General features: G+C 61.2%; 20 protein-coding genes and 1 tRNA gene. 17 read left to right on the top strand and 4 right to left on the bottom strand.

Going from position 1 to position 23,532, the window contains the following annotated elements; translation table 11 throughout:
- Position 1: 1 nt before the first annotated feature.
- From D3870_RS04220 to D3870_RS04180, 9 genes are read left to right on the top strand one after another with little or no spacing between them, the layout of a single operon-like run.
- Positions 2-892, top strand: coding sequence for a type II secretion system F family protein (locus D3870_RS04220; protein WP_119736924.1), 891 nt, complete (start codon positions 2-4; stop codon positions 890-892).
- On the top strand, positions 889-1,242 hold the full coding sequence (locus D3870_RS04215) for a DUF192 domain-containing protein (RefSeq protein WP_119736922.1): 354 nt from the start codon (positions 889-891) through the stop codon (positions 1,240-1,242). The genes D3870_RS04220 and D3870_RS04215 overlap by 4 nt, the downstream gene beginning before the upstream one ends.
- Before the next feature lie 8 nt (positions 1,243-1,250).
- A complete protein-coding gene (locus tag D3870_RS04210; protein WP_158590377.1) occupies positions 1,251-1,745 on the top strand; it encodes a tetratricopeptide repeat protein in 495 nt (164 codons plus the stop codon).
- Positions 1,742-2,485: a TadE/TadG family type IV pilus assembly protein gene (locus D3870_RS04205; RefSeq protein ID WP_119736918.1), complete on the top strand. Its 744-nt coding sequence runs from the start codon at positions 1,742-1,744 to the stop codon at positions 2,483-2,485. The genes D3870_RS04210 and D3870_RS04205 overlap by 4 nt, the downstream gene beginning before the upstream one ends.
- On the top strand, positions 2,482-3,009 hold the full coding sequence (locus D3870_RS04200) for a DUF805 domain-containing protein (RefSeq protein ID WP_158590376.1): 528 nt from the start codon (positions 2,482-2,484) through the stop codon (positions 3,007-3,009). The genes D3870_RS04205 and D3870_RS04200 overlap by 4 nt, the downstream gene beginning before the upstream one ends.
- Before the next feature lie 8 nt (positions 3,010-3,017).
- Positions 3,018-3,464, top strand: coding sequence for a Crp/Fnr family transcriptional regulator (locus tag D3870_RS04195; RefSeq protein WP_158590375.1), 447 nt, complete (start codon positions 3,018-3,020; stop codon positions 3,462-3,464).
- Between the two features lie 28 nt (positions 3,465-3,492).
- Complete coding sequence (locus D3870_RS04190) at positions 3,493-3,951, top strand: cyclic nucleotide-binding domain-containing protein (protein WP_119736912.1); 459 nt, start codon at positions 3,493-3,495, stop codon at positions 3,949-3,951.
- Between the two features lie 17 nt (positions 3,952-3,968).
- Positions 3,969-5,621: a ShlB/FhaC/HecB family hemolysin secretion/activation protein gene (locus D3870_RS04185; RefSeq protein ID WP_158590374.1), complete on the top strand. Its 1,653-nt coding sequence runs from the start codon at positions 3,969-3,971 to the stop codon at positions 5,619-5,621.
- Positions 5,608-10,980, top strand: a complete 5,373-nt coding sequence (locus tag D3870_RS04180) for a two-partner secretion domain-containing protein (RefSeq protein ID WP_147375696.1) — start codon at positions 5,608-5,610, stop codon at positions 10,978-10,980. The genes D3870_RS04185 and D3870_RS04180 overlap by 14 nt, the downstream gene beginning before the upstream one ends.
- Before the next feature lie 174 nt (positions 10,981-11,154).
- Here the strand turns inward: D3870_RS04180 and D3870_RS04175 are convergent, their stop codons facing one another.
- Positions 11,155-12,066, bottom strand: a complete 912-nt coding sequence (locus D3870_RS04175; protein ID WP_158590373.1) for an NHL repeat-containing protein — start codon at positions 12,064-12,066, stop codon at positions 11,155-11,157.
- An 843-nt stretch (positions 12,067-12,909) separates the two neighbouring features.
- The gene (locus tag D3870_RS04170) at positions 12,910-14,871 is read right to left on the bottom strand and encodes an APC family permease (RefSeq protein ID WP_119736905.1); all 1,962 of its coding nucleotides are present in this window, start codon (positions 14,869-14,871) and stop codon (positions 12,910-12,912) included.
- 160 nt (positions 14,872-15,031) lie between these two features.
- Between D3870_RS04170 and D3870_RS04165 the strand changes: the two genes are divergently transcribed.
- Both D3870_RS04165 and D3870_RS04160 read left to right on the top strand, forming a co-directional pair.
- Positions 15,032-15,116: transfer RNA gene (locus D3870_RS04165), tRNA-Leu, on the top strand.
- Between the two features lie 186 nt (positions 15,117-15,302).
- A complete protein-coding gene (locus tag D3870_RS04160) occupies positions 15,303-16,214 on the top strand; it encodes a 5'-nucleotidase (protein WP_119736903.1) in 912 nt (303 codons plus the stop codon).
- A gap of 102 nt (positions 16,215-16,316) precedes the next feature.
- Here D3870_RS04160 and D3870_RS04155 read toward each other — a convergent pair whose 3' ends face one another.
- Positions 16,317-18,629 carry an NADP-dependent malic enzyme gene (locus tag D3870_RS04155; protein WP_119736901.1) on the bottom strand — a complete coding sequence of 771 codons (2,313 nt, stop codon included), beginning with the start codon at positions 18,627-18,629 and terminating at the stop codon, positions 16,317-16,319.
- 219 nt (positions 18,630-18,848) lie between these two features.
- Between D3870_RS04155 and D3870_RS04150 the strand changes: the two genes are divergently transcribed.
- From D3870_RS04150 to D3870_RS04125, 6 genes are all read left to right on the top strand, one after another.
- Positions 18,849-19,328, top strand: a complete 480-nt coding sequence (locus D3870_RS04150) for a rubrerythrin family protein (RefSeq protein ID WP_119736899.1) — start codon at positions 18,849-18,851, stop codon at positions 19,326-19,328.
- 39 nt (positions 19,329-19,367) lie between these two features.
- Positions 19,368-19,532 carry a rubredoxin gene (locus D3870_RS04145; RefSeq protein WP_119736898.1) on the top strand — a complete coding sequence of 55 codons (165 nt, stop codon included), beginning with the start codon at positions 19,368-19,370 and terminating at the stop codon, positions 19,530-19,532.
- 72 nt (positions 19,533-19,604) lie between these two features.
- Positions 19,605-20,804, top strand: a complete 1,200-nt coding sequence (locus D3870_RS04140; RefSeq protein ID WP_119736896.1) for an FAD-dependent oxidoreductase — start codon at positions 19,605-19,607, stop codon at positions 20,802-20,804.
- A gap of 54 nt (positions 20,805-20,858) precedes the next feature.
- The gene (gene thiL, locus D3870_RS04135) at positions 20,859-21,827 is read left to right on the top strand and encodes a thiamine-phosphate kinase (protein WP_119736894.1); all 969 of its coding nucleotides are present in this window, start codon (positions 20,859-20,861) and stop codon (positions 21,825-21,827) included.
- Entirely contained in the window at positions 21,824-22,348 is a 525-nt protein-coding gene (locus tag D3870_RS04130; protein ID WP_242489860.1) for a phosphatidylglycerophosphatase A family protein, read from the top strand. The genes thiL and D3870_RS04130 overlap by 4 nt, the downstream gene beginning before the upstream one ends.
- Positions 22,349-22,482: 134 nt before the next feature.
- A complete protein-coding gene (locus tag D3870_RS04125; protein WP_119736893.1) occupies positions 22,483-22,971 on the top strand; it encodes a CinA family protein in 489 nt (162 codons plus the stop codon).
- Here D3870_RS04125 and D3870_RS04120 read toward each other — a convergent pair.
- Positions 22,968-23,525 (bottom strand): nuclear transport factor 2 family protein, encoded by a 558-nt coding sequence (locus D3870_RS04120; RefSeq protein ID WP_119741659.1) that lies wholly within the window; start codon positions 23,523-23,525, stop codon positions 22,968-22,970. The two genes, D3870_RS04125 and D3870_RS04120, sit on opposite strands and share 4 nt — an antisense overlap.
- Positions 23,526-23,532 lie beyond the last annotated feature (7 nt).

Genomic DNA, 23,532 nt, shown 5'->3' with positions numbered 1-23,532 from the left:
CATGATCCTTTCCACCTCATCGATCGCACTCATACTCGGCATCGCCTTCGGCGTATCCATCCTGCTCGTGAGCTACAGCGTCAGGAAGCTCAAATCCGAGGTGCCGAGGGAGGAGCGGGAGTATATGGACCCGCTGCCGCCTGCCTTGAGGATGACGTGGCCGCTGATCACCTTCATCGAGTACCACTTCTGTTCGCGCATCCCGTCCGGGTGGCTGGAAAAGACCCACAAGCGCTTGCAGGAAACCGGTGTCGGTTACATGTTGACGGCAGAGCAGTACTACGCGGTCCGCATCTTCTCGACCATCGTCGCATTCGGCCTGACCCTGTTTTCGCTGCATGCGCTCGACATCTCTTCGCCCGGCACCCTGGTCGGCATCACGCTGCTGGGCAATTTCTATCCCCAGATCTGGCTGCGCGACGTGCGCAATCGCCGCGAAAAGGAAATTCTCAAGGCCTTGCCGGTGTATCTCGACTTCATCACGCTGGCAGTGGAAGCCGGCCTGAATCTGACCGGCGCGATCAAGCAGGCGATGGACAAGGGGCCGGCGGGCGCGCTGCGCAACGAATTCCAGATGATCACGCGTGACCTGCGCGCCGGCGTGCCGCGCGCCGATGCGCTGCGCCGCATGGAAAACCGGCTCAACATGAAAGCGATTACCAGCTTCGTCGGCACCGTGATCCAGGCGGAAAAAATGGGGGCCAGCGTCGGCTCCGCCCTGCGCGTGCAATCCCAGCAGCGGCGCATCGAGCGCTTTCAGCGCGCCGAAAAGCTCGCCATGGAAGCGCCGGTCAAGCTGATTCTGCCCTTGATCGCCTTCATCTTCCCGGTCACGTTCATCGTGCTCGCCTTCCCTATCGTCGTGAAGTTCATGCAGGAAGGCATGCTGTGAAACTGGGTGCGATCTACCTGCGCGATGAATGTCTGGTGCCGCGCGTCTGGAACGCCACCGGCTTCTGGGACCGCATGCGCGGCTTGCTTGGACGTCCGCAATTGCAGCCGGGCGAAGGCATGCTGATCGATGAATGCCGGCTGGTGCATACCTTCGGCATGCACTACGACCTCGACCTGGCATTTCTCGACAGGCGCGGGCAGGTGCGCAAGCTGGTCAGCCATTTGTCGCCATCGCGCATGATGGGCAGCTTTCCCGCACACACCACGCTGGAGCTTGCGCCCGGAACGCTGACCGGCATGAAACTGAAAAAAGGCGACGTGCTGACATGGCGGGAAACACAAGCATGAAGCGAGCCATGCGAACCGTACATACCCTGCTGCTGCCGATGCTCTTGTTGAGCGGCTGCGCCATGCTGCCCGCCGAGCAAGGCAATCTTTACGACATGCGCCGTCAGGCCGAGGATGCTTACGCGAACAGCGAGGACGATCGCGCCGAGAAACTGCTCGTCGGACTGCTGCGCGCCGTGCCCAACGATGCGGAGGCATGGTTTTATCTCGGCAATCTGTATGCACGCACGAACCGGCCCGAACAGGCCACGCAGGCGTACCAGAAGGCGCTCCTCCTCAACGGTGGCGACGCACGCGCATGGCACAACATGGGTGTGGTGCGCTTGCGCGAAGCGTGGGCGGCCTTCATCCGCGCCCATGACGTGAGTGCGCCTGACAATGCGCTCCATGCCAAGGTCGAGACGGTGATCAGCGCCATGGAAAAGATCCCGCTGGAAGGCTTGACTCGCCAGGCACGACCCGCACCTTCCGCATCGCCTGCTGCCGGCGGGACGACGAAATGATGAATCGCCGCATCCGATCCCGGCACACGCGCCAACGCGGCCAGGCATTGGCGGAATACATCTATGTGTTTCCGATCCTCGCGCTGCTGATCCTGGGTGCGATCCAGTTCGGCTTCATCTATCAGACCAAGTCGACGCTGAACTACGCGACCTTTGCCGCGACGCGTCAGGGCGCGTTGAACAACGGCTCCATGTCTGCAATCGCGGAAGGACTGGTGTCGGGCATGATGCCGCTCTTCACGCATAGCAGCAGCACCGGCGGCGCGCGCAACATGGACTTGCTGAAGAATGCATGGCAACTGGCGGACGAGCAGGTCAGGAATCCGAAGATCACGTCGATCAGGATCGTCAATCCAACCCCCACGACCTTGAACTCCTACCAGGGGCAATCCGAAAAGGGCGACGAAATACCGAACGACAACCTGATGTACCGCTCCACCAACATCCCCGGCGGCAGCATGAACATCCAGGATGCCAATCTGCTGAAGGTGCGCGTCACGTATTGCTACAGGATGGCGGTGCCGATCCTGAACAAGCTGATCTTCCACCTCGTGGTCGACCCTCCCGGCACGCCATCGGTGGGCACGACCGCCGCCGACATGATCGCTTCCGAGGGCGGTGGCGCCACTTCGAAACCATGCACCGGCATCGATGACGAATATCGCATTCCGGTCACATCGGAGGCCGTGGTGCGCATGCAAAGCCCGTTCCGGGATCCGGGAAAATGGATCGGACCATGACAGCCGCCAACATGATGACGACGCCGGCGCTGCCGCGCGCCAGACTGTTTTCGCTGCGCGGCCGCCTCGGGCGCGCGCGCTACATCGCGTATTCGCTGGGCGCGCTGGTCGGCGTTTGCCTCTTCATGTTCCCGGCCGGATATCTGCTGCTGTTGACCGGCAGCCTCGGGCGCACGCTGTACACCGCGCTCAGCGTGCTGCTGTTCTACGTTTTCCTGCCGTTCCTGTTCATGATATTGACCGTCAAGCGCGCCCATGACTTCAATTTCGGCGGCTGGGTCGCATTGCTGCTGCTGGTTCCGGTCGTGAATTTCGCATTCTGGTTCATCCCCGGAACGCGTGGCGAGAACGCGTACGGCATGCAGCCCGAACCCGAATCATTCGGCATGAAAGCCATCGCCGTGATCCTGCCGGTGCTGCTGATCGGCACCTTCCTCGCCAGCGATGAAAGCGCTATCGATCCGTCCATGGAAGCACCGCCCGCTGCGCAACCGTCCACTTCGTTGAAGCCCTACAACCCATGAAATCACCAGTGAACCAATCCACTCTTTCCCAATTCGGCGCACGCTTCCCGCAACTGGCGCAGGAACTGGGGCAAGCCAATCTGGAAATGCTGCTGGACGGCGCTTCGATACAGGAGGTCGCGCCTGAGCGCACCGTGATCCGCGACCGCATGCCGGTGGATTGCATCTACTTCGTCCTCGACGGCACGCTGGATGTCTATATCGAGCAGGAAGGCAAGTCCAAGAAGATCGCGACCATCAAGCCCGGCGAATGGATGGGCGAGATTTCGGTGTTGAGCGGCGAGTTTCTCGCCAGCGCGACCATCATCAGCAATTCGCCATGCAAGCTGCTCAGAGTGCATCACATCACCTTCGGCAAGCTGATCACGGAAAACGAAACAGTCGCCAAGGTGCTGCTGGATCATTTCATCGCATTGATGGCGCAGCGTTTCCGCAAGCCGCTGACGCACGCTTGAAGTTCACGGACCCGAGGATAAAAACAATATGGAATTGAAAGTCTTTCTCAAGAATCTGCCCGCCTTCGAGGAGTTCAAGGCGCAGCACCTCGACGTGCTTGCAAACCGCTTGCAGGTGAATGAATACAACGACGGTCATGAATTCATCACGCAGGGAACCCAGGGCGAAGCGCTGTACATGCTGTTGCAGGGATCGGTGCGCATCACCCGCCGCGACAGCCAGGATGACGAGGAATACGAAGTGCGCGAACTGAGCGATGGCGAACTGTTCGGCATCGTGTCGCTGGTGGACAACCTGCCCGCCTCGGCAACATGCCGAGCGAAGGGGCGTGTCAAGACGGCGGCGCTGACGCGCGAGGCGTTTCAGCAGCTGTTCCACGAAGCATCGCCGATCGGTCATCACCTGCAGTACATGACGGCCGTCCAGATGGCGCGCGATATCCAGGAAGAAAACAAGCGCTTCCGCACCGCATTGGCAAAGGCCTGAAAGAGACCGACCAGATCGTGCTGAAGAATCAGACTCATATCGCGATGCGTCGCGTGCCGCTTGCCGCACTCGCATTGCTGCTGGCGCAGACTGCGGCCTTCGCCGCCGAAGCGCCGATCACGCCGGGCAGCGTGCAGGACACGCTGCGCGACGACAGGCTGCAGCGCCCCGCCACGCCGCCGCAAGTGGTGCTGCCCGCGCAACCGGCGCCCTCGCCTCACGATCCGAAGGCAAAGCGTTTTCGCGTCAATGCATTCGCCATGTCTGGCAACACGGTCTACAAGGAGCGTCGCCTGAAGAGGCTGCTGGAACGCTTCGTCGATCTGGAGCTGAATCTTTACGACCTGAGCAAGGCCGCCGACACGATTACCGCGTATTACCACAGGAACGGCTACACGCTGGCACGTGCCTTCATCCCCGCACAAAAGATCGAGAATGGCGTGGTTCGACTCCAGATTGTCGAGGGCCGCATCGGCAAGGTGACGTTCGACGGCAACAAGCGCTATTCGACGGATTTTCTCGCTGCCCGCACGGGCCTGCTCACGCCAGGCAGCCTGGTCACGACGGACCGGCTGGAAAACAACCTGCTGCTGCTGAACGACCTGCCCGGCTTGCGGGCCAAGGTCATCCTGGAACCCGGTGCCGAGTTCGGCGCGAGCGATGCCGAGATCAAGATCGAGGAGCGGCTCTTTACCGGCTACGTCAGCCTGAACAATTTCGGGCGGTCGGAAACCGGTCAGAAGCGCGTGGAACCCACGCTCAACATCAACTCGCCATTCGGCTGGGGCGATCAGTTGTCGTTGAGTGGCTCGGTCAGCGAACACCGGCTCGTGCGCTACTGGAAGGCAAACTATTCGCTGCCGCTTAATACCGTCGGCACGCGCCTATCCGTGGGCAGCTCCAAGGTTGCCTACGACGTCACCGGCCCGCTCGCGGCGCTGGGCGTGACCGGCGAACTGAGCACCGATGAGGTGGTGATCGGTCATCCGCTGGTGCGCAGCCGCGACGACAACCAGCAAGTGAGCGTGGGCGTGCGGCGCAATCAGCTGACGCAAAGTGCATTGGGCACGACCCTGTTCGACAATTCGCTCAATGTCCTGACTGCCGCCTACCAGATCAGCCGGATTCATCGCGACACCTCGATCACCAATGCCAGCTTCGGGCTGGTAACGAATTTCAAGAGCAGCAACGATTCGATCAAGCAGGATGCGGTCCATGCGCGTCTGGAACTCGACGTCAACCACACCACGCCCTTCATCCGGCAATGGGATCTGTACCTGCGCGGCAATATCGTCTACAGCAAGGAACGCTTGCCGGACACGGAGAAGTTTTCCCTGGGGGGGCCGGGCAGCGTGCGCGCGTTCCGGCCCGCCGAAGTGCGAGGTGACAGCGGCGCTCTGGTGACTGCGGAACTGCGCCATCCGTTTTCCATCGCCAGAAGCCTCGGCTTCATCCGCCTGACGGCAGACGTGGGCGAGGCGACGTACAAGGCGCCGGGCTTCAGCGACAACAAGGACCGGCTGCGCAGCGTCGGGGCCGGCGCGACGATTTATCCGGGCAAGGGCTTGATTGCATCGGTCGATGTGGCCACGCCTGTCGGCTCCGTCCGCGACGGACTGGGCGACGGCAAGAACCACAGAATCTGGGTGAATATCAGTGCAAGCTTTTAAACCAATCAAGCGATCGCTCGTCATCGGACTGGCCCTTGCCTATCCGGGATTCGCCCATGCGCAACTCCCGAGCGGCGGCACGCTCGTCGGTGGCTCGGCGAACTACGGCCAGACCGATGCGCAGCATCAGGTGATCAACCAGAGCTCGTCGAAGGCGATCATCGATTGGCAAAGCTTTTCCATCGGCGCAGGCAACAGCGTGCGCATCAACCAGCCTGACTCGTCGTCCGTCCTGCTCAACCGCGTGACGGGCAACCAGGCGTCGACCATCCTCGGCAGCATGTCGGCCAATGGCCAGGTGTTTCTAGTCAACCCCTATGGCGTGTATTTCGGTGCGGGTGCCAGCGTCGATGTCGCCGGTCTTCTGGCCACCACCATGAAGATCCGCAATGACGATTTCATGGCGGGCAGATACGTCTTCAGCAGCGACAATGCCTCGTCGATCCGGCGCGAGGTGATCAACGCCGGCGTGCTCAAGGCGCGCGAAGGCGGCTACGTCGTGCTGGCAGGCGATTACGCCGCCAACAGCGGCATCATCCAGGCCAAACTCGGCACCGCCGTGCTCGCTTCCGGCAGCAAGATGACCGTCGATATCAAGGGCGACAGCCTGATCAACTTCGCGGTCAACGAAAAAACCCTCGCCGACCTGTCCGGTGTGGACAACAGCGGACAGATGCTGGCAGACGGCGGGCGCGCGATCATGACCGCAGCCGTGGCCCGCGATCTGGCGACGGCGGCCGTCAACAATTCCGGCCTGATCCAGGCGCAGACCATGGTCGAGCGCGAAGGCGGCATCTACCTCTCCGCCAACGGCGGCAACACGCTGGTCAGCGGCACGCTGGATGCGAGCGGCAAGGCTGCCGGGCAAAAAGGTGGCCGCATCGACGTGCTGGGCGACAAGGTCGCGCTGGTGGATGCGGCGACGCTCGATGCCTCCGGCGATGCCGGCGGCGGCACGGTCCACGTCGGCGGCAGCTTTCAGGGCAACGGCCCGCTGCCAAACGCGCGTACCGCCTATGTCGGCAAGGATGCGCAAATCCGCGCCGATGCCTTGAACAATGGCAACGGCGGACAGGTCGTGGTGTGGGCCGACGAACAGACTCGCTACTACGGAAACATTTCCGCCAAAGGCGGAGCGCAAAGCGGCGACGGTGGCAACGTGGAAGTGTCCGGCAAGGCTGTGCTGGATTTCAACGGCTCGGTGAATACGCTTGCTGCCAATGGCAAGGCTGGCAATCTGTTGCTCGACCCGGCGGACATCACCATTTCCAACGCTGCCGACAGCGATATCAGTACGACGTCCCCCTTCGGCGACCTGAGCAATAACGGCGGCACTTCCGTGCTGAAGGTGAGCACACTGCAGAACGCCCTGGCAAACGGCAATGTCACGGTCACGACGTCAACCTCTAGCGGCACCGCGCCCAATGGCGGCACGATCACGGTGGACGACAGCATCAGCTGGAGTACCGTCAATCAATTGCAACTGAAGGCGGATAACAGGATTCAACTGAACGCCAATGTGTCCGGCGCGGCCGGCACGCTCTGGCTCGACGCCGCCAATGGCGCGACCCAGAAGGCCGGGACCACCATCACGGCGAAATCCCTGCTGCTGACGGGCGCGGGAAACTGGGATCTCGGCGGATTCGGCGCGGGCAGCGCGCCGACCAGCTTCAACGAGGTCGGCACGCTTGCCGCCAACCTCAACGGCGGCCTGCTCAGATTCAGCAACAACAGAAGCTTCACCGTCGGCTCGGTCAGCGGAACCAACGGCATCAATCAGGCCAATGGCGATACCCGGCTCTACCTCCAGAGAAACAGCGGCACATTGACGCTGGCGCAAAACATCAATACCGGCACGCTCGCGATCGATGCCGTCAACGGCGCAGCACAGAACGCAAGCACCACCATCACGGCCAATTCCCTGCTGCTGACCGGCGGGGGAAACTGGGATCTCGGCGGATTCGGCGCGGGCAGCACGCCAACCAGCTTCAACGGGGTCGGCACGCTTGCCGCCAACCTCAACGGCGGCCTGCTCAGATTCAGCAACAACAAAAGCCTTACCGTCGGCGCCGTCAACGGAACAAACGGCATCAATCATGCCAATGGTGATTCCCGGCTCTACCTCAACGGCGCGCTGACGCTGGCGCAAGGCATCGATTCCGGTAGTATTTTCATCCGCGCCAGCGGCGGCACGACGCAGACCGGCGGCAGCATCCGTGCCAGCAATCTCGCACTGACCGGAGGCGCAGTCAATCTCAACCAGGTCGGCAATCAGGTGGGCACGATCGCTGCGGATATCAACGGTGCCTTCAGCTTTACCAATGCGGGTGCGCTGACCGTGGGCGACCCGTACGGCGTGAAAGGCATCAAGACCGGCAACCACAACGTCACCATCAGGACCGGCGACGCCGCAGGATATGATCCAGAAAAACTGCCCGACGGCAGCACCAACCCTGCCAGCCTCACGCTGAATCAAAGCATCGATGCGGGCAGCGCCGGGATCTCGCTGATCGCCGGCTCGGGCGGTGTGTATCAACGACGCGATATGGACTCCGCCACCGGCAAGCCGAAGGTGGAGGGTTCGCTGATCGCCAGCACCCTGCTCCTGCAGGGCAACAATCCGAACAGCGTCGTGCCCTTTGTCCTGAACAACGCCAACAATCGGGTGGGCGTACTCGCCGCGCGCACCAATGGCTCGATCAGCTACGCAGGCGGATCGCTCACGATCGCCAGCATCGGCGGCGTCAGCGGCATCACCACCACATCCAACACGATCGTCAAACCTGCGGGTGTCAATGCCAGCGGCCAACCCACGCCCGACATCTACAACGACAACAACGTCTCGCTGTCCATCGGCGGCAATATCTGGATCAATGAGAACATCAATGCCGCCGCCAGTAATGGAACCAACTCGGTGACGATTGGCATGGGCGGCGATTTCACCGCCTCGACGGCAGCCGGAAAACGCATCAATGCGAATAGCCTGGGCGTTGTCGGCGACGACATGCAAGGCACCTTCCAGCTGACGACCAACGTCGCTTCGCTGAGTGCCGGCGGCGGCAAGCTGATGGTCATCGACAACAGCGCATACACCGGCAACCTCACCGGCCTCGGCCTGGGCGCATCGGCAGGCAGCGCCACCGCACCGAGCGGTAGCGGCAGCGTTACCGTGAGCGGCTCCGACAAGCCGATTGGCGACTTCTATCTGACCACCGGCGGCGGGCTATCCATCATCAAGCTCAACAGCAAGGGCAAGAACCTCCTGCTGCGTTCCAACTCGCTCGATATCGTGCTCGATGCGACGACGGCGGATGGCGCGCGCATCATGCTGCAGCCCTACAATCTGAGCAATCGTGTCGGCGTCAACAACGCCAACGAATCCGGCTTCAATGCGGATACGCACTATTCCGGCGACACGCTGCTCAAGTTCAAGAATCCGACCGCGACCTTCTTCATCGGCACGCCGCAGAATGTCATCCTGAACGATAGCAGTGTCGACGCCGCAGCCAAGAACACGCTGACCGGCGACATGCACATCGGTGCCGACGGCGCATTCAATCTCGGCTATCGCAGCCTCTCCGCGCAGACCTCCGGCAACATGGTCGCGTACAGCGTCGGCCCCTTGTACAACCTGAGACTGGCTGCGCCGAAACTCGATCTCTATTCATTCGACACCTTCGGTAACCAGATTCACCTGTTCAGCAACAATCTGCGCTTGCTGGGCACGGCCCTCGACTACAAGAACCCCAACAAGCCGGAAATCACGCTGCGTTCGCTGGACGACAACACGGTGTGGATCGGCAATGGTCTGGACAACAAGCCATACGAGCCGCATTTCCTGTCAGCCGATATCGTCAAGCTGCCCGACTACAGCACCATCATCATCAGCGGCAGCACGGACTTCCCGTTCCCGTCGGGCGGCCCCGGCAACGGTGATATCCACATCCCCTGGAACGACAGCTTCGGCGCCAAACTCGGCAACCGGAAACTGCTCCTTTCCACTGGCAACAAGATCTATACCTACAGCAACACGCCGACCTTCACCAAGAAGGAAGATGGCGGCAAGAGCGGTGGCTTGTGGCAGGGTTGCCAGGACCTTGCCGGCTGCCAGGGAACGAATCCGAGCCCCTATCCCGATCCCACGCCCCCGGATGGCGGCGATAACGGCGACACCGACGGACCGGGTAGTCCCGGCAATCCCGGCAAACCGGGTGGCAGCGACTGCGCGGGATGCCCGCCCGCACCACCCGATACGAATCCCTATCCGCCGGCCACGACGACGCCGGGCAACGGCAGCGGCAACAACGGCAGTGGAAGCGGCTTGCCCGGCAACGGCACGGGTTCTGACGGCGATGGTGGAGGCGATGGCGGCGCGGGTGATGATGGCGGCGGCGCGGGCGACAATGGCGCAGGTGACGGCAGCGGCGATCCCGGCGGCGGCGGCAACGGTGCGGGCAATGACACCGGCGGCGATGGCGATGGCGATGGCGGCGCAGGCAACGGTGATGGTGGTGTCGGCGACGGCAGCAACGGCGCTGGCGACGGTGGCGGCGACGGCGGCGCAAATACTGGCGGCGGTGGTGATGGCGACAATGGCGCGGGCAACGGCTCGGGCGGCGCTGGCGACGGCGATACCGGTACGGGCGACGGCGGTGCAGGCAATGGTGACAACGGGGCTGGCGATGGCGGCGCGGGTAACGGCGACGGCAGCAACGGCGCTGGTGATGGCGGCGGCGACGGCGGGGCAAGTACTGGCGGCGGCGGTGATGGCGACAATGGCGCGGGCAATGGCTCGGGCGGCGCTGGCGGCGGCGATGCGGGTACGGGCATCGGCGACGGCGGGGCTGGCAACGGTGACAACGACGCTGGTAACGGCTCGGGTGGTGCTGGCGATGGCGGCGCGGGTAACGGCAGCGGCGGCGCTGGCGACGGTAGCGGCAATGCCGGTGATGGCGGCGGCGACAACGGCGTGAACCCGGCCGGCGGCGGTACCGGAGACGGCGGCGCGGACAACGGCTCGGGCGGCACGGCGGACGGCGACGCAGGCATGGGCAACGGCGCAAACGCGGGCGGCAATGCCGGCGCAGGAGACGGCGATGCAGGAAGCGGCGATGGTGGCGCAGGCACCGCCAGTGGCGGTCATGCAGACGGCGGAGCCGACAGTGGCAATGGCTCCGGCGATCAGCCAAATGCGTTCGCCCCTTCGTCGGTCGACGTCAGCTGTGGCGATATTTCGGCCGCACGGAAGGAAGAACGCGCCAGCGATCAACCCAACAAGGGCCTTGTCGAAATCAGGAATGCGGGCTTGAAGTTGCAGGATCCTTGCGCCAAGCAACCGGAGCAAGGCAGCTCAAGATAAGTCTCCAGCAGAGGCGAATGATGTGCGGCAAGCAGCGAATCCGCTACCGCACACAGACCCGGCCCGTACAGTCACTGCAGGGCGAGTGGAACCGGGATGCGTGCAATGCGATGTCACAGATATCGCATTGCACGCCCGGCGGGCGCAATCCGGAATCGGTTGCGCCCTCCTTCCTTACGGTGCCGAATCGACAGCACCCGCCGTGCCGGCCTTGCCTGCGAGTGTGGTCAACGCACCTGCTGTCGTCACTTTGCTCACCGTGTGGTTGCCGCTATCGGTCACGTCGAAGCCGGTGGTTCCATCGAACACGACACCGCTCAGGGAGGTGACTTTTCCTGCAGCGATCGGCACGACAGCCGAAACCCCGGCGGCGCTCACTGTAATCAGGCGAGTCGGCTCCACGAGAACTAGCCCCCCCGCATTCACCGCAATGCCAGCCCCGTTCGTGAATGGTTGAGCCGTGCCGGTGACAGCGACGGTCGTTACTGTCGCCGGTGCAGCAGGAGGAAGCGTCGTCGGCAGAACAAGTTTCTTGATCACTGTTGCGCCACCCGCCGCAGCGACATCAGTGATATACAGGGTGTTGGTAGCGGCATCGAGGGCGAGGCCTTGCGGACCATCCAGCCCGGTCGCCAACGAATCAATGTCTCCGGCCGGCGTACCGAAGATGACCCTCTTGCCTGCGGCATCCGCAACATAGACGTTTTGAGCGGCATCCACGGCAATACCTGTTGCACCAGTCAACTTGCTTGCATCCCTGATGATGGTCTGCACTTGCATTTGCACTTTTCCGTTCACTGTTGTGGCGGTGATCTTTCGCACACTATCTCCATCAGCGACATAAAGCGTGAGCGGTGCAGTGGCATCTGTCTGATGCACTGCAATCGCAGTCGGATTGACGAACTTCGCTGCAGCGTCTACGCCATCATCCGTAGGCGCACCGGCCCCCTTGATGCCCGCGGTACCCGCGATGGTGCTGACAACGGCAGGCGTGGTCGGCGTGATCTTGCGAATCGTGAAATTACCCGTATCGACCACATACAGATTTCCTGCGGCATCACGCGCAACGCCGGTCGGCGCATTCAAGCGCGTTGCAAGGTCGGGTTGCGGATTCGTGGTGCCTGGATTTGTCGTACCACCTGGATTTGTCGTACCACCTGGATTTGTCGTACCACCTGGATTTGTCGTACCACCTGGATTTGTCGTACCACCCGGATTTGTCGTGGACGCCGGGCTGTCGCCGCCACCGCCACCGCAGGCAGCAAGGGCGACGCAGAGCAGCGCCGATGTAAGAGGGGCAAGGCGAAATGGGCGATTAGCATTTGACATTTGAAGTAATCCTCACTGTTGATTGCAAAACTGTGTGACCGCATGTGGCTCGTGCGAAGTGCGTAGCCAGGTTTCTATTCTGCTAATCGGTGGAGTTACTCAATTGACTGTTATCAAGCGGCACTATTGACCTTGATCAGCTTTCCCATAGGTAGCTGAAACCGCTGTCCGTGGGCAGCATGCAATCAAGCAACAGAATGCGTGCGGGAACGAGAACTTCAATGGGAATCGATGCCGCGCTTGCGGATCGTCAAGCAGGCGCGATGGGACGTTTTCGTGGATCGCGGTCTGTGTTGATGCGATCACGCCATGATGCTTTGCTCACGTTGGAAACATGCATGCTGCATGCGCAGGCGAACACGCACCTGAACCATGGAGCAATGCACGGATGACGATGAATGCAATCGGAATGCCGCATGCGCGGCCATGCTGCGGCGTGATTCGGGACTGCGGCGTGATTCGGGAAAGGGGATATTTGACGAAAGGCGGCAAGCTGCATGCCGCGCATACGGGGCAATGATTGCGTTTTCCGGAACGACGTCCGCCCCGCTAAACGGCTACGGACTCAGCCCAAATGCGGCAGCGATGACACCATCCGCATTACACCTTCATCGGCAATATCACCATCTGCAAACTCTCGAAATGCAGACGTCGCTGGATCGCGAGCGCGGCCTGGTTATGCAGCAGGCGCGTGAACCAGTTGTCGTGCTCGAAGATCAGTTTGCTGGTGAAGAAAATCGCGTTCGGATATGCCTTGCTGATCTCTTCGCACAGTTTGGTGACCTCATTGACCACGTCGGTGCCGAAGCCGAGGTAGGTTGCCGAGGCCATGCCGTGGCTGTGGCAGAAGTCCTCGAAAAACTTCAGCGTCGCATTGGCTTCGGCGCGCATCTGCTCCACCGCTCCTTCGCCGCCATAGGCGTGCGAATCGACGGTGCGCGCATTCACGAAGAGAAAGTTCTTGAAGTGCCCAGGGAACATGCGCTGCACCCACAGCAATGCATGCAAGCCGCCGCCGCGCGAACTGCCGACGATGAATACCGCGGTCTGCTCATCGGGATCGGGCTTGACGGCGCTGACATGCGGCCCGAACGGCTGGTTGGCGAACACCTGATCCACGACATGGATCGCATCCTTCGTTTCACGATAATGATTGCGAATGTAGATGCACAGTGCGGCAATCGCGCCGATGATGACGGCGGTAGCCCAGCCGCCTTCCGTAAACTTCTCGACCAGCAGAATGGCAAGAATCCCGGCGCAGATGACAAAGCCGACCAGCGAAAGGAAGAAGCGTCGCTTCCAGTGCTCCAGTTCCTTGCGATGCTGCCACCAGTACAGACACAAGCCGAACAGGGAAATCGCAAAGGTCAGGAATACGGAAATCGAATACAGCACCACCAGCAGCGTCACGCTGCCTTGCGTCCAGAACAGGATTGCAAGCGCGGCGATTCCCATCACCAGAATGCCGTTTTGCGTCACCAGCCGCGTCGACAGATAGCGGAATTTGTGCGGCACCCAGGAGTCGGCCGCCATGTTCGACAACACTGCCGGGCCGCCGAGAAAGCCGGTGTTGGCAGCGACGAACAATAGCCCCGCTTCGAAGATCAGCACGATCGTCAACAGCAGCTTGTTGGTCCAGGCGCTGCCCAGGCCCATGCTGTCGATGATGGCCTTGAACGTCGATGCATTGAGGGTCTGCCCCTCGACCGGCCTGGCGTCCCACAGCAGATACAGCAGAATGATGCCGCTGGCGGTGAATGCCAGCGATAGCGCCATGTAGAACATCGTCATCTTGCCGGTATGCACGCGCGGTTCGGCGAGAATATTGACGTTGTTCGATACCGCTTCCAGCCCGGTGTAGGTGCCGCCGCCTTGCGAATACGCGAGCAGCAGCATGCCTGCCACACCGATCCAGCCGATGTCGCTTGCGAGCTGCGAGGTTTCCGTCAAGGTATTGGGAACGAGGTCCGGCAGGTATGACGCATGCGCGAAGATGCCGTACACGATCAGGAACAAATGCGTCACGACGAAGCCGAGAAAGATCGGCAGCAGGATCTGGATCGTCTCCTTCATGCCGCGCAGGTTGAGCACGATCAGGATGGCGATGAAGAACGCTTCCGCATGCAGCTTGTAAGCCTGAAAGCCGAGCGGCAACAGCGATGCCAATGCCTCGACGCCAGCCGCAACGGAAATGGCGATCGTCAGCACATAGTCGAGAATCAGCGCGCAGCCGGAAATCAATCCGAGGTAGGGACCGACCAGCCTGGAAGCAACGCGATAGCCGCCGCCGCCGGTCGGGAACAATTCGATGACCTGGTTGTACGCCAGCGCGATGATGAAGACGGTGACCGCCGTCGCGATCGCCATGTACAGGCCGAGATGGGTATGGCCGTTCAGCGCGTGGAAGGTTTCGGCAGGTCCGTAGGCAGACGAGGACAAGCCATCCGCCCCCAGACCGACCCATGCGAGAAAAGCCACCAGCGCCAGCGAGTGGCGCGTTTCCGTTTTCAACGGATCGAGCGCCTTGCCGAGAATGATCTCGCGTAATTTTCCAGACTTCATTCGATAAGATGCAGCACAAGTACCGCGCAATTCAGGGAAGATGGCGATGATACGCTTTCCATTTGTCACATGACAATGTAACCAGCCGGTAACGTGTTGCTCGAAAGTCGCAAATCAGGGATAATTGCGCCCTGCGTTGCCGAGACGGCCTCAGATGCATGCCCGGGTGGTGAAATTGGTAGACGCAGGGGACTCAAAATCCCCCGCCGCAAGGCGTGCCGGTTCGATTCCGGCCCCGGGCACCACATGATTACGCACCCATTGGGGTGCGTTTTTCATTTTGTGCGCCGATTTTCCTCCCTCAGCCGTTTCCTCCTGCCTGCGCCCTGCCGCACTCTTATAATGCGGACAATGATGCAATCGATGCACAGGCGCGAATTGATATTTTTGCAATCACTTCGCATTTCCACCAGCCGAGAATAATCCACTTCATGCCCGTCTCACTCGATAACCTGCTCGTCGTCGGCATTTCTTCGCGTGCCTTGTTCGACCTGGAAGCGGAGGAAGCCATTTTCAGAACGCAAGGGCTGGAGACCTACCGCAAGCATCAGATCGACAACGAGAATGAAATCCTGAAGGTCGGCGCAGGTTTTGCACTGGTCCGCGCCTTGCTGAAACTGAATGTGCTGATGCATGACCAGCGCTTCGTCGAAGTCGTCATCATGTCGCGCAATTCCACCGAGACGTCAATGCGGATCTTCAATTCGATCAAGCATTACGATCTCGACATCACGCGCGCCGTGCTGTCGGGCGGCGCATCGCTTGCGCCATATCTGCGGGCATTCAACGTGAGTCTGTTCCTGTCCTTGCATGAAGACGATGTGCAGGCTGCCATCAATTCCGGTGTCGCCTCGGCGCTGCTCTATCAGAAGCCGGAGAATGCATTCGAGGAGCTGAACCAGATTCGCATCGCCTTCGACGGCGACGCGGTGATCTTCTCCGATGAATCGGAACGGATATTCCAGACGCAAGGCATCGAGGCGTTCGAGAATCACGAACGGGAGAACGCGATGAAGCCGCTGCCGGAAGGTCCGTTTGCGCGACTGCTGAAGGCGCTGTCGTATATCCAGAACAATTTCAAGAGTGCCGACGGGCGTACCGCACCGATCCGCACCGCGCTGGTGACCGCCCGCTCCTCACCCGCGCATGAGCGGGTGATCCGCACCTTGCGCGCATGGGATGTGGCGATCGATGAGACGTTCTTCATGGGCGGCGTGTCGAAGTCCGACGTGCTGGCCGCATTCAAGCCGCACATCTTTTTCGATGATCAACCAGGGCATTGCGATCGGGCCGCGCCGCTGGTGCAGACAGGGCGCGTGCCTTTGAAATACGAGCAGGGCTGAACGCCGTCCGGCAAGGGATCAGGAAAACATCCCATGCAAAAAGGCCGCCTCCTTTCGGAGAGCGGCCTTTTTTATCGCCGATCCGGCAATCGCGATCAGCGATCAGCGATCCGCCACCGAATCCATCACGCACAAGGCCGTCATGTTCACGATGCGTCGCACCGTGGCCGACGGTGTCAGCACGTGCACCGGTCTCGCGCAACCGAGCAGGATCGGGCCGACCGCGATGCCGTTTCCGGCCGAGGTCTTGAGCAGGTTGTAGGAAATGTTGGCGGCATCGATGTTCGGCAGCACCAGCAGATTCGCGTCGCGTTTCAAGGTCGAGTCCGGCATGATGGCTTTCAGCAATGCGGGGTCGAGCGCGGCATCGCCGTGCATTTCGCCATCGACTTCCAGGTCCGGCGCCATCTCACGGATCAATGCGAGCGCGGCGCGCATCTTCTTCGCCGACTCGCTGTTGCTGGTGCCGAAATTCGAATGCGACAGCAGGGCAACGCGTGGACACAGGCCGAACCGGCGCATCTCTTCCGCAGCCATCAGTGTGATCTCGGCCAGCTGCTCGGCGGTCGGATTTTCATTGACATGCGTATCGACCATCACGAGCTGGCGGTCGGGCAGAATCAGCGCATTCATCGCGGCATAGACATTCACGCCTTCACGCTTGCCGATCACCTGGTCGATGTATTTCAGGTGCAGGTCGGTGGTGCCATAGGTGCCGCAGATCATGCCGTCGGCATGGCCCTTGTGCACGGTCATCGCGCCGATCAGCGTATGGCGGCGGCGCATTTCGAGCTTGGCGTATTGCTCGGTGATGCCCATGCGGCGCGTCTTCGCCAGATACGTCTGCCAGTAGTCGCGATAACGCTCGTCGTATTCCGGATTGATGGTTTCGAAATCGACTTCCGGCTTCAGGCGCAGACCGAACTTCTCGATGCGCTGCGCGAGCACTGCCGGGCGTCCCACCAGAATCGGTTTGGCCAGTTTCTCGTCGACCACAACCTGCACTGCGCGCAGGATGCGCTCCTCCTCGCCCTCGGCGAAAACGATGCGCTTCTTGCCGGCCGGTGCTTTCTTGGCAATCTGGAAGATCGGCTTCATGAACGTGCCGCTGCGATAGACGAACTGCTGCAATCGCGCGGCATACGCCTGCAAATCCTCGATCGGACGCGAGGCGACGCCGGAATCCTCGGCCGCCTTGGCGACTGCGGGCGCGATCTTCGTCATCAGACGCGGGTCGAACGGCTTCGGAATGATGTATTCGGGGCCGAACGACAGGTTGCTGATGCCGTAGGCAGTCGCCACGATGTCGGATTGCTCGGCCTGCGCGAGTTCGGCGATCGCTTGCACGGTGGCGATTTCCATTTCGCGCGTGATCGTCGTCGCGCCGGAATCGAGCGCACCGCGGAAGATGTAGGGGAAGCAGAGGACGTTGTTGACCTGGTTCGGATAGTCGGAACGGCCGGTGGCGATGATGGCGTCGTCGCGCACGGCCTTGACGTCTTCCGGCAGGATTTCCGGGGTCGGGTTGGCCAGCGCGAGAATCAGCGGCTTGGCGGCCATGGTCTTCACCATTTCCGGCTTCAGCACGCCGGCGGCGGACAGGCCGAGGAAGATGTCTGCGTCGGGAATCACTTCCGCCAGGGTACGGGCGCTGGTTTCGCGCGCGAAGCGTTCCTTGTCCGGATCCATCAACTCGGTGCGGCCCTTGTAGACCACGCCGGCCAGGTCGGTGACGTAGATGTTCTCGATCGGGAAGCCCAGGTCGACGATCAGGTCGAGACAGGCCAATGCCGCCGCGCCCGCGCCGGACACGACCAGCTTGCATTTCTTGATGTCCTTGCCGACCAGTTTCAGGCCGTTCAGGATCGCCGCGCCGACGATGATGGCGGTGCCGTGCTGGTCGTCGTGGAAGACGGGAATCTTCATCCGCTCGCGCAGCTTGCGCTCGATGTAGAAGCACTCCGGTGCCTTGATGTCTTCCAGGTTGATGCCGCCGAAGGTCGGCTCCAGCGCCGCGATGATGTCGACCAGCTTGTCCGGATCGGTTTCGTTGACTTCGATATCGAACACATCGATACCGGCAAATTTCTTGAAGAGCACGCCCTTGCCTTCCATCACCGGCTTGGAAGCCAGCGGGCCGATCGCGCCCAGGCCGAGCACGGCAGTGCCGTTGGTGATGACGCCGACGAGGTTGCCGCGTGCGGTGTATTTGAAGGCATTGGCCGGATCGACCACGATTTCTTCGCAGGCAGCGGCGACGCCGGGCGAATAGGCCAGCGCCAAGTCGCGCTGATTGGTCAGCTGCTTGGTGGGGGTGACGCTGATTTTGCCGGGGGTGGGGAACTCATGGTATTCGAGCGCCGCTTGACGCAACTGTTGGCGGAGTTCCTCTTTTTGGTCGATGGGGGAAACCATGCTCTGCGCCTTCCTTTTAGCTGACGGAAAGCTACTGATTCTATCAGAGCGTTTCCTCTAATTTCATGTGCTGTTAAATGGCACCAAATTGATTGTCAACACGCTAAATGCTATTGAAAAAATAAAGATAATCAATTTTGTTTATAGATTGTTGTTGACTATCATCCTTCTCATGTTGATTGCGCAAAGTAATCAATCCATCAATCTGAGGAGCGAATCATGGCAAACAACAATTCCGTCACTATCCAGAACCTTGAAGCCGCCTTCGCCGGCGAATCGATGGCACATATCAAATACCGCTATTTCGCCAAGCTCGCACGTGAAGCTGGCGCCGACGACGTCGCAAAAATCTTCGAGGAAACCGCCGATCAAGAAGTGATGCATGCCTTCGGCCACCTCGACCTGCTGTATCCGAAAGCGCAAATGACGCCGGCCAAGGCGCTCGAAATCGCAATCGAGGGCGAGACTTACGAATACACCGAGATGTATCCGAAGTTCCGCCACCTCGCAGTCGAGGAAGGCAATCAGGCCGCGGTCGCCGAATTCGACGAGCAGATCGCCGAATCGATGGAGCATGCCTCCAACTTCAGGCGCACGCTGGAAATCGCGGCCAAACGCTTCGCCGCGCTGGCGAAAGTGGAAGAGCGCCACGCCAACCACTATCGTGCGGCGCTGGCCAACGTGCAGCAGCAAGCGTAAGCAGACAAACAACAAGCATATTAATCAGCGAGGAAAACCATGAAGACTTACCAATGCATCGTTTGCGGCTTCATCTACGACGAAGCGGCCGGCCTGCCCGAAGACGGCATCGCGCCCGGCACCCGATGGGACGACATTCCGGCGGAGTGGGAATGCCCGGATTGCGGCGTGGCCAAGGCTGATTTCGACATGGTCGAAATCTGACGGCGGCAAATAGAAAATCGCATGAGAAGCGGTCTCGTCGATCGCTTTTCGCCCCCCATTACAAGGACAACGATGCAACCCCTCATCATCATCGGCGCGGGGCTCGCGGGCTACACCGTGGCCCGCGAATTTCGCAAGCTGGACAAAACCGCCGCCATGGTCATCATCACGGCCGACGATGGCGATTTCTATTCCAAGCCCATGCTGTCGAATGCCTTTGCGCAGAGCAAAAGCGCGCAACAGCTGGTGACGCAATCTGCAGCGAAGATGGCTGAACAGCTTGGCGCGTCGATCGTGACCGGGACGCGCGTCACGCGGATCGACACGGCTGAAAACACCGTCGTCACCACGACCGGCACATATCACTACGGCCGACTCGTCCTGGCGATGGGTGCGCAGCCAATTCGACTCGCCTTCGACGGCGACGCCGCGGATGCGGTGCTGGCGGTCAATCATGTGAGCGACTACGCAGCATTCCGTGCCCGCATCGCGCAAGTCGAACCACGCGGTCCGGCGCGCGTCGCGATCCTCGGGGCCGGACTCATCGGCTGCGAGTTCGCCGACGATCTGGCCGGTGCCGGACATGCGGTGACGCTGATCGATCCGAACGCCGCACCATTGTCGGCACTTGCCGCACCCACCCTGTCGCGCGGACTGGAAGCGGCTTTGAAGGCGCGCGGCGTCTCGATGCGATTCGGCACCACAGCCGCCCGCATCGACCGGCGCGACGATGCGCTGCAGGTGACACTTGCCAGCGGTGCATCATTCGATACCGACGTCGTGTTGTCGGCAGTCGGTCTGCGACCCGACCTCGACGTGGCAAATGGATCCGGGCTGACGACCAGGCGCGGCATCGTCGTCGATGCCACCGGCCAGACCAGCGCGCCCGGTGTCTACGCGCTGGGCGACTGCGCCGAGTACACTTTTGACGCGGACGGCACGACCCGCACCCTGCCCTACATTGCGCCGCTGATGACGGCGGCGCGAGCCATCGCACGCACACTCGCCGGCCAGCCGACTGCCATCGATTTGAAAGCGGCTCCCGTGATCGTGAAGACGCCCTCCTATCCGCTGGCGCTGCTGCCGCCTCCACCGCATGCGGCCGCGAACGGGAACTGGCACGCCGCCGACGACGGCGCGCGCACTGTCTGCCGTTTTTACGACGAGCAAGATGTGCTGGTGGGCTTTGGCGTTGCGCCACACGAAGCCAATGTACGCACGGAACTGCTGTCAGCGCTGGGCACGAAGAGAGGAATCGATATCGCGGCATGAGGCCGCAGGGCGTCGCATGATGCCCTGCGGTAGCGCATTCGGTACAATCGTGTGATGTTGTCCGAATTCGATCTCATCGCGCAGTTCTTCACGCGCTCCCGGCGTCAGCATCGCAACGTTGCGCTCGGCATCGGCGACGACTGCGCGCTCGTCACTCCCGCAGCGGGCATGCAATTGGCCATCTCCACCGACATGCTGGTCGAGGGCCGCCATTTTTTCCCCGGTGCCGATCCGCAAATGCTCGGCCACAAATGCCTCGCGGTGAACCTGTCCGACCTGGCCGCAATGGGTGCCAAGCCGCTCGCATTCACGCTCGCGCTTGCCCTGCCCGAGGCAAGGCCGGACTGGCTTGCGCCATTCGCCAAGGGATTGCTGGCCCTGGCCGACGAGCACGGCTGCGAACTGATCGGCGGCGACACGACCAAGGGGCCGCTGAACATCTGCATCACCGTCTTCGGCGAAGTTCCGCCCGGTCAGGCCTTGCGGCGCGACGCCGCGCAAGCCGGCGACGATATCTGGATTTCCGGCTCGCTTGGCGATGCGCGTCTGGCACTGGCCGGCTATCGCGGCGACATCATGCTGGACGACGCGACACAGCATACCGCCGGCGAGCGCATGCACGCACCGACGCCGCGCGTGGAACTGGGACTTTCCTTGCGCGACATCGCGCATGCGGCAATTGATATTTCCGATGGCCTTGCCGGCGATCTCGGACACATTCTCGAACGATCAAGGACCGGTGCGATCCTCGACGTCGACCAACTGCCGGCGGGACCGATGCTGGCCCGGCATGCGCTGGAAATACGCCGCCGCTTCACGCTTGCGGGTGGCGACGATTATGAACTGTGCTTTACCGCGCCATCCGGCAAGCGCGATGCGGTCATTGCTGCAGCAAGTAGCTGCAACACCGCCGTGACCCGCGTCGGCAGCATCGATGCCGCACCAGGCCTGCGGCTGCGCGATGCCAATGGCGCACCGCTGGATTTACCTCTTGCCTCCTTCGACCATTTCGCTTCCCCATGACGACACTGGAACCCGGCCAGACGGCATTCGTCGCCAAACCCGACTCACGCTTCATGCTGTCGCACCCCGCGCATCTCATCGCGCAGGGTTTCGGCAGCGGCCTGTCCCGGATCATGCCGGGCACCAGCGGCACGCTGCTGGCGTGGCTGTCCTTCCACGTGCTGACGACGCGCTGGCCTCATCTCTTCACGCCGCTGAACTGGGCCATCATCATCGCTGTCGGTTTTCTCGTCGGCATCTGGGCCTGCCACAAGACCGGGAAAGACCTCGGCATTGCCGACCACGGCAGCATGGTGTGGGATGAAATCATTGCCTTCTGGGCCGTGCTGCTGCTTCTCACACCCGCGGGTTTCTCGACGCAACTGTGGGCCTTCCTGTGGTTCCGTTTCTTCGACATGGTCAAGCCCGCGCCGATCCGCTATTTCGACCGGCATATCAAGGGCGGCTTCGGCGTGATGTGGGACGATATCGTGGCAGCGTTCTATACCTTGCTGGTGTTTGCGGTATGGCGCAGTCTGTGATCCGGTTGACGTGACGCAAGCAATGCCGGCTTGCCTCCGCGCAAAATGAATGTCGCGCTCAAGCCGGGCGGCGAAGCAGTTGCCCGCGCAAACCAATGCTCACATAATGGATCGCAGAGACAAGGAGACGGATCATGGACGACATCAAGAGCCTGGCCGAACAAATTGGCCGCGTATTGCAGACCAAAGGCCTGTTTCTGGCGACGGCGGAATCGTGCACAGGCGGCGGCGTGGGCTACGCCATCACTGAAATTCCCGGCTCGTCCGACTGGTTCGACTGCGGCTTCATTACCTACTCGAATACCGCCAAGGCAGAATTGCTGGATGTGCCGGAAGCACTGATTGCGCAGTTCGGTTCGGTCAGCGAAGAAGTCGTGGAAGCGATGGCTGAAGGTGCCATCGCCAACAGCAGCGCACATGTCGCCATCGCGACCACCGGTATCGCCGGCCCCGGCGGCGCAGTGCCCGGAAAACCTGTCGGCACGGTATGTTTCGGATGGGCGAAAGATGAGCATGTCCATACCGAACGTCTGGTCTTCTCAGGCGACCGTCAATCCGTGCGACAGCAAACGATCGTGCATGCACTCAAGGGTTTGTTGCGCTTCCTCGAACAAGCCGGCTAGCGGTTCCGCGCAATGTAGTCAAGGACGGGCGCAAGCGCGTCAATGCACGGCGCCGTATCGATTGCGGTCCTTGAATCGCACCAATGCCGGGGCAAGCTATCCACCCAGTCGATCACCTCCTGAAGACGGTGCGCGGGAAGTATCTGCATTTCATCGATGGTGATTTTCAGTCGCTCGACAAGAAATGGCGCTTGCGCCTGAAAATGCCAGTCATACCGGCCGCAACCGACGCGCACATTCCCGCTCTCTTTTTCCGACATGCCGACCAGCCAGTCGCAGGAGAAATGTCCGCCGCGCACGTGAGCATCGGGACGTTGCAGGCAAAACGTGTAGACGTTTTCATACGTCTGCCCGAATTTTCGCGACAGCGTATCGGCAATCGCCTCCACGCCTGTGGAAACCGCCGGGAAGGAAATCGCGCCGGTGTTCACGACCATTTCCAGAACGGCGTCCGCAGCGAATACGCGCGTCATCAGATGCGGACGATTTTCGTCCTTTGCCTGGATGTAAGTGCGCACCAGGCTCTCGGCTGTGGGTCGTGAATATTCCGGCATGACTTTG

This window comes from Noviherbaspirillum cavernae (assembly GCF_003590875.1).
In the GTDB taxonomy this organism is placed as follows: domain Bacteria; phylum Pseudomonadota; class Gammaproteobacteria; order Burkholderiales; family Burkholderiaceae_D; genus Noviherbaspirillum; species Noviherbaspirillum cavernae.
Note: the sequence above shows the minus strand (reverse complement) of the source record. Positions and strands in the feature narration are given on the sequence as shown.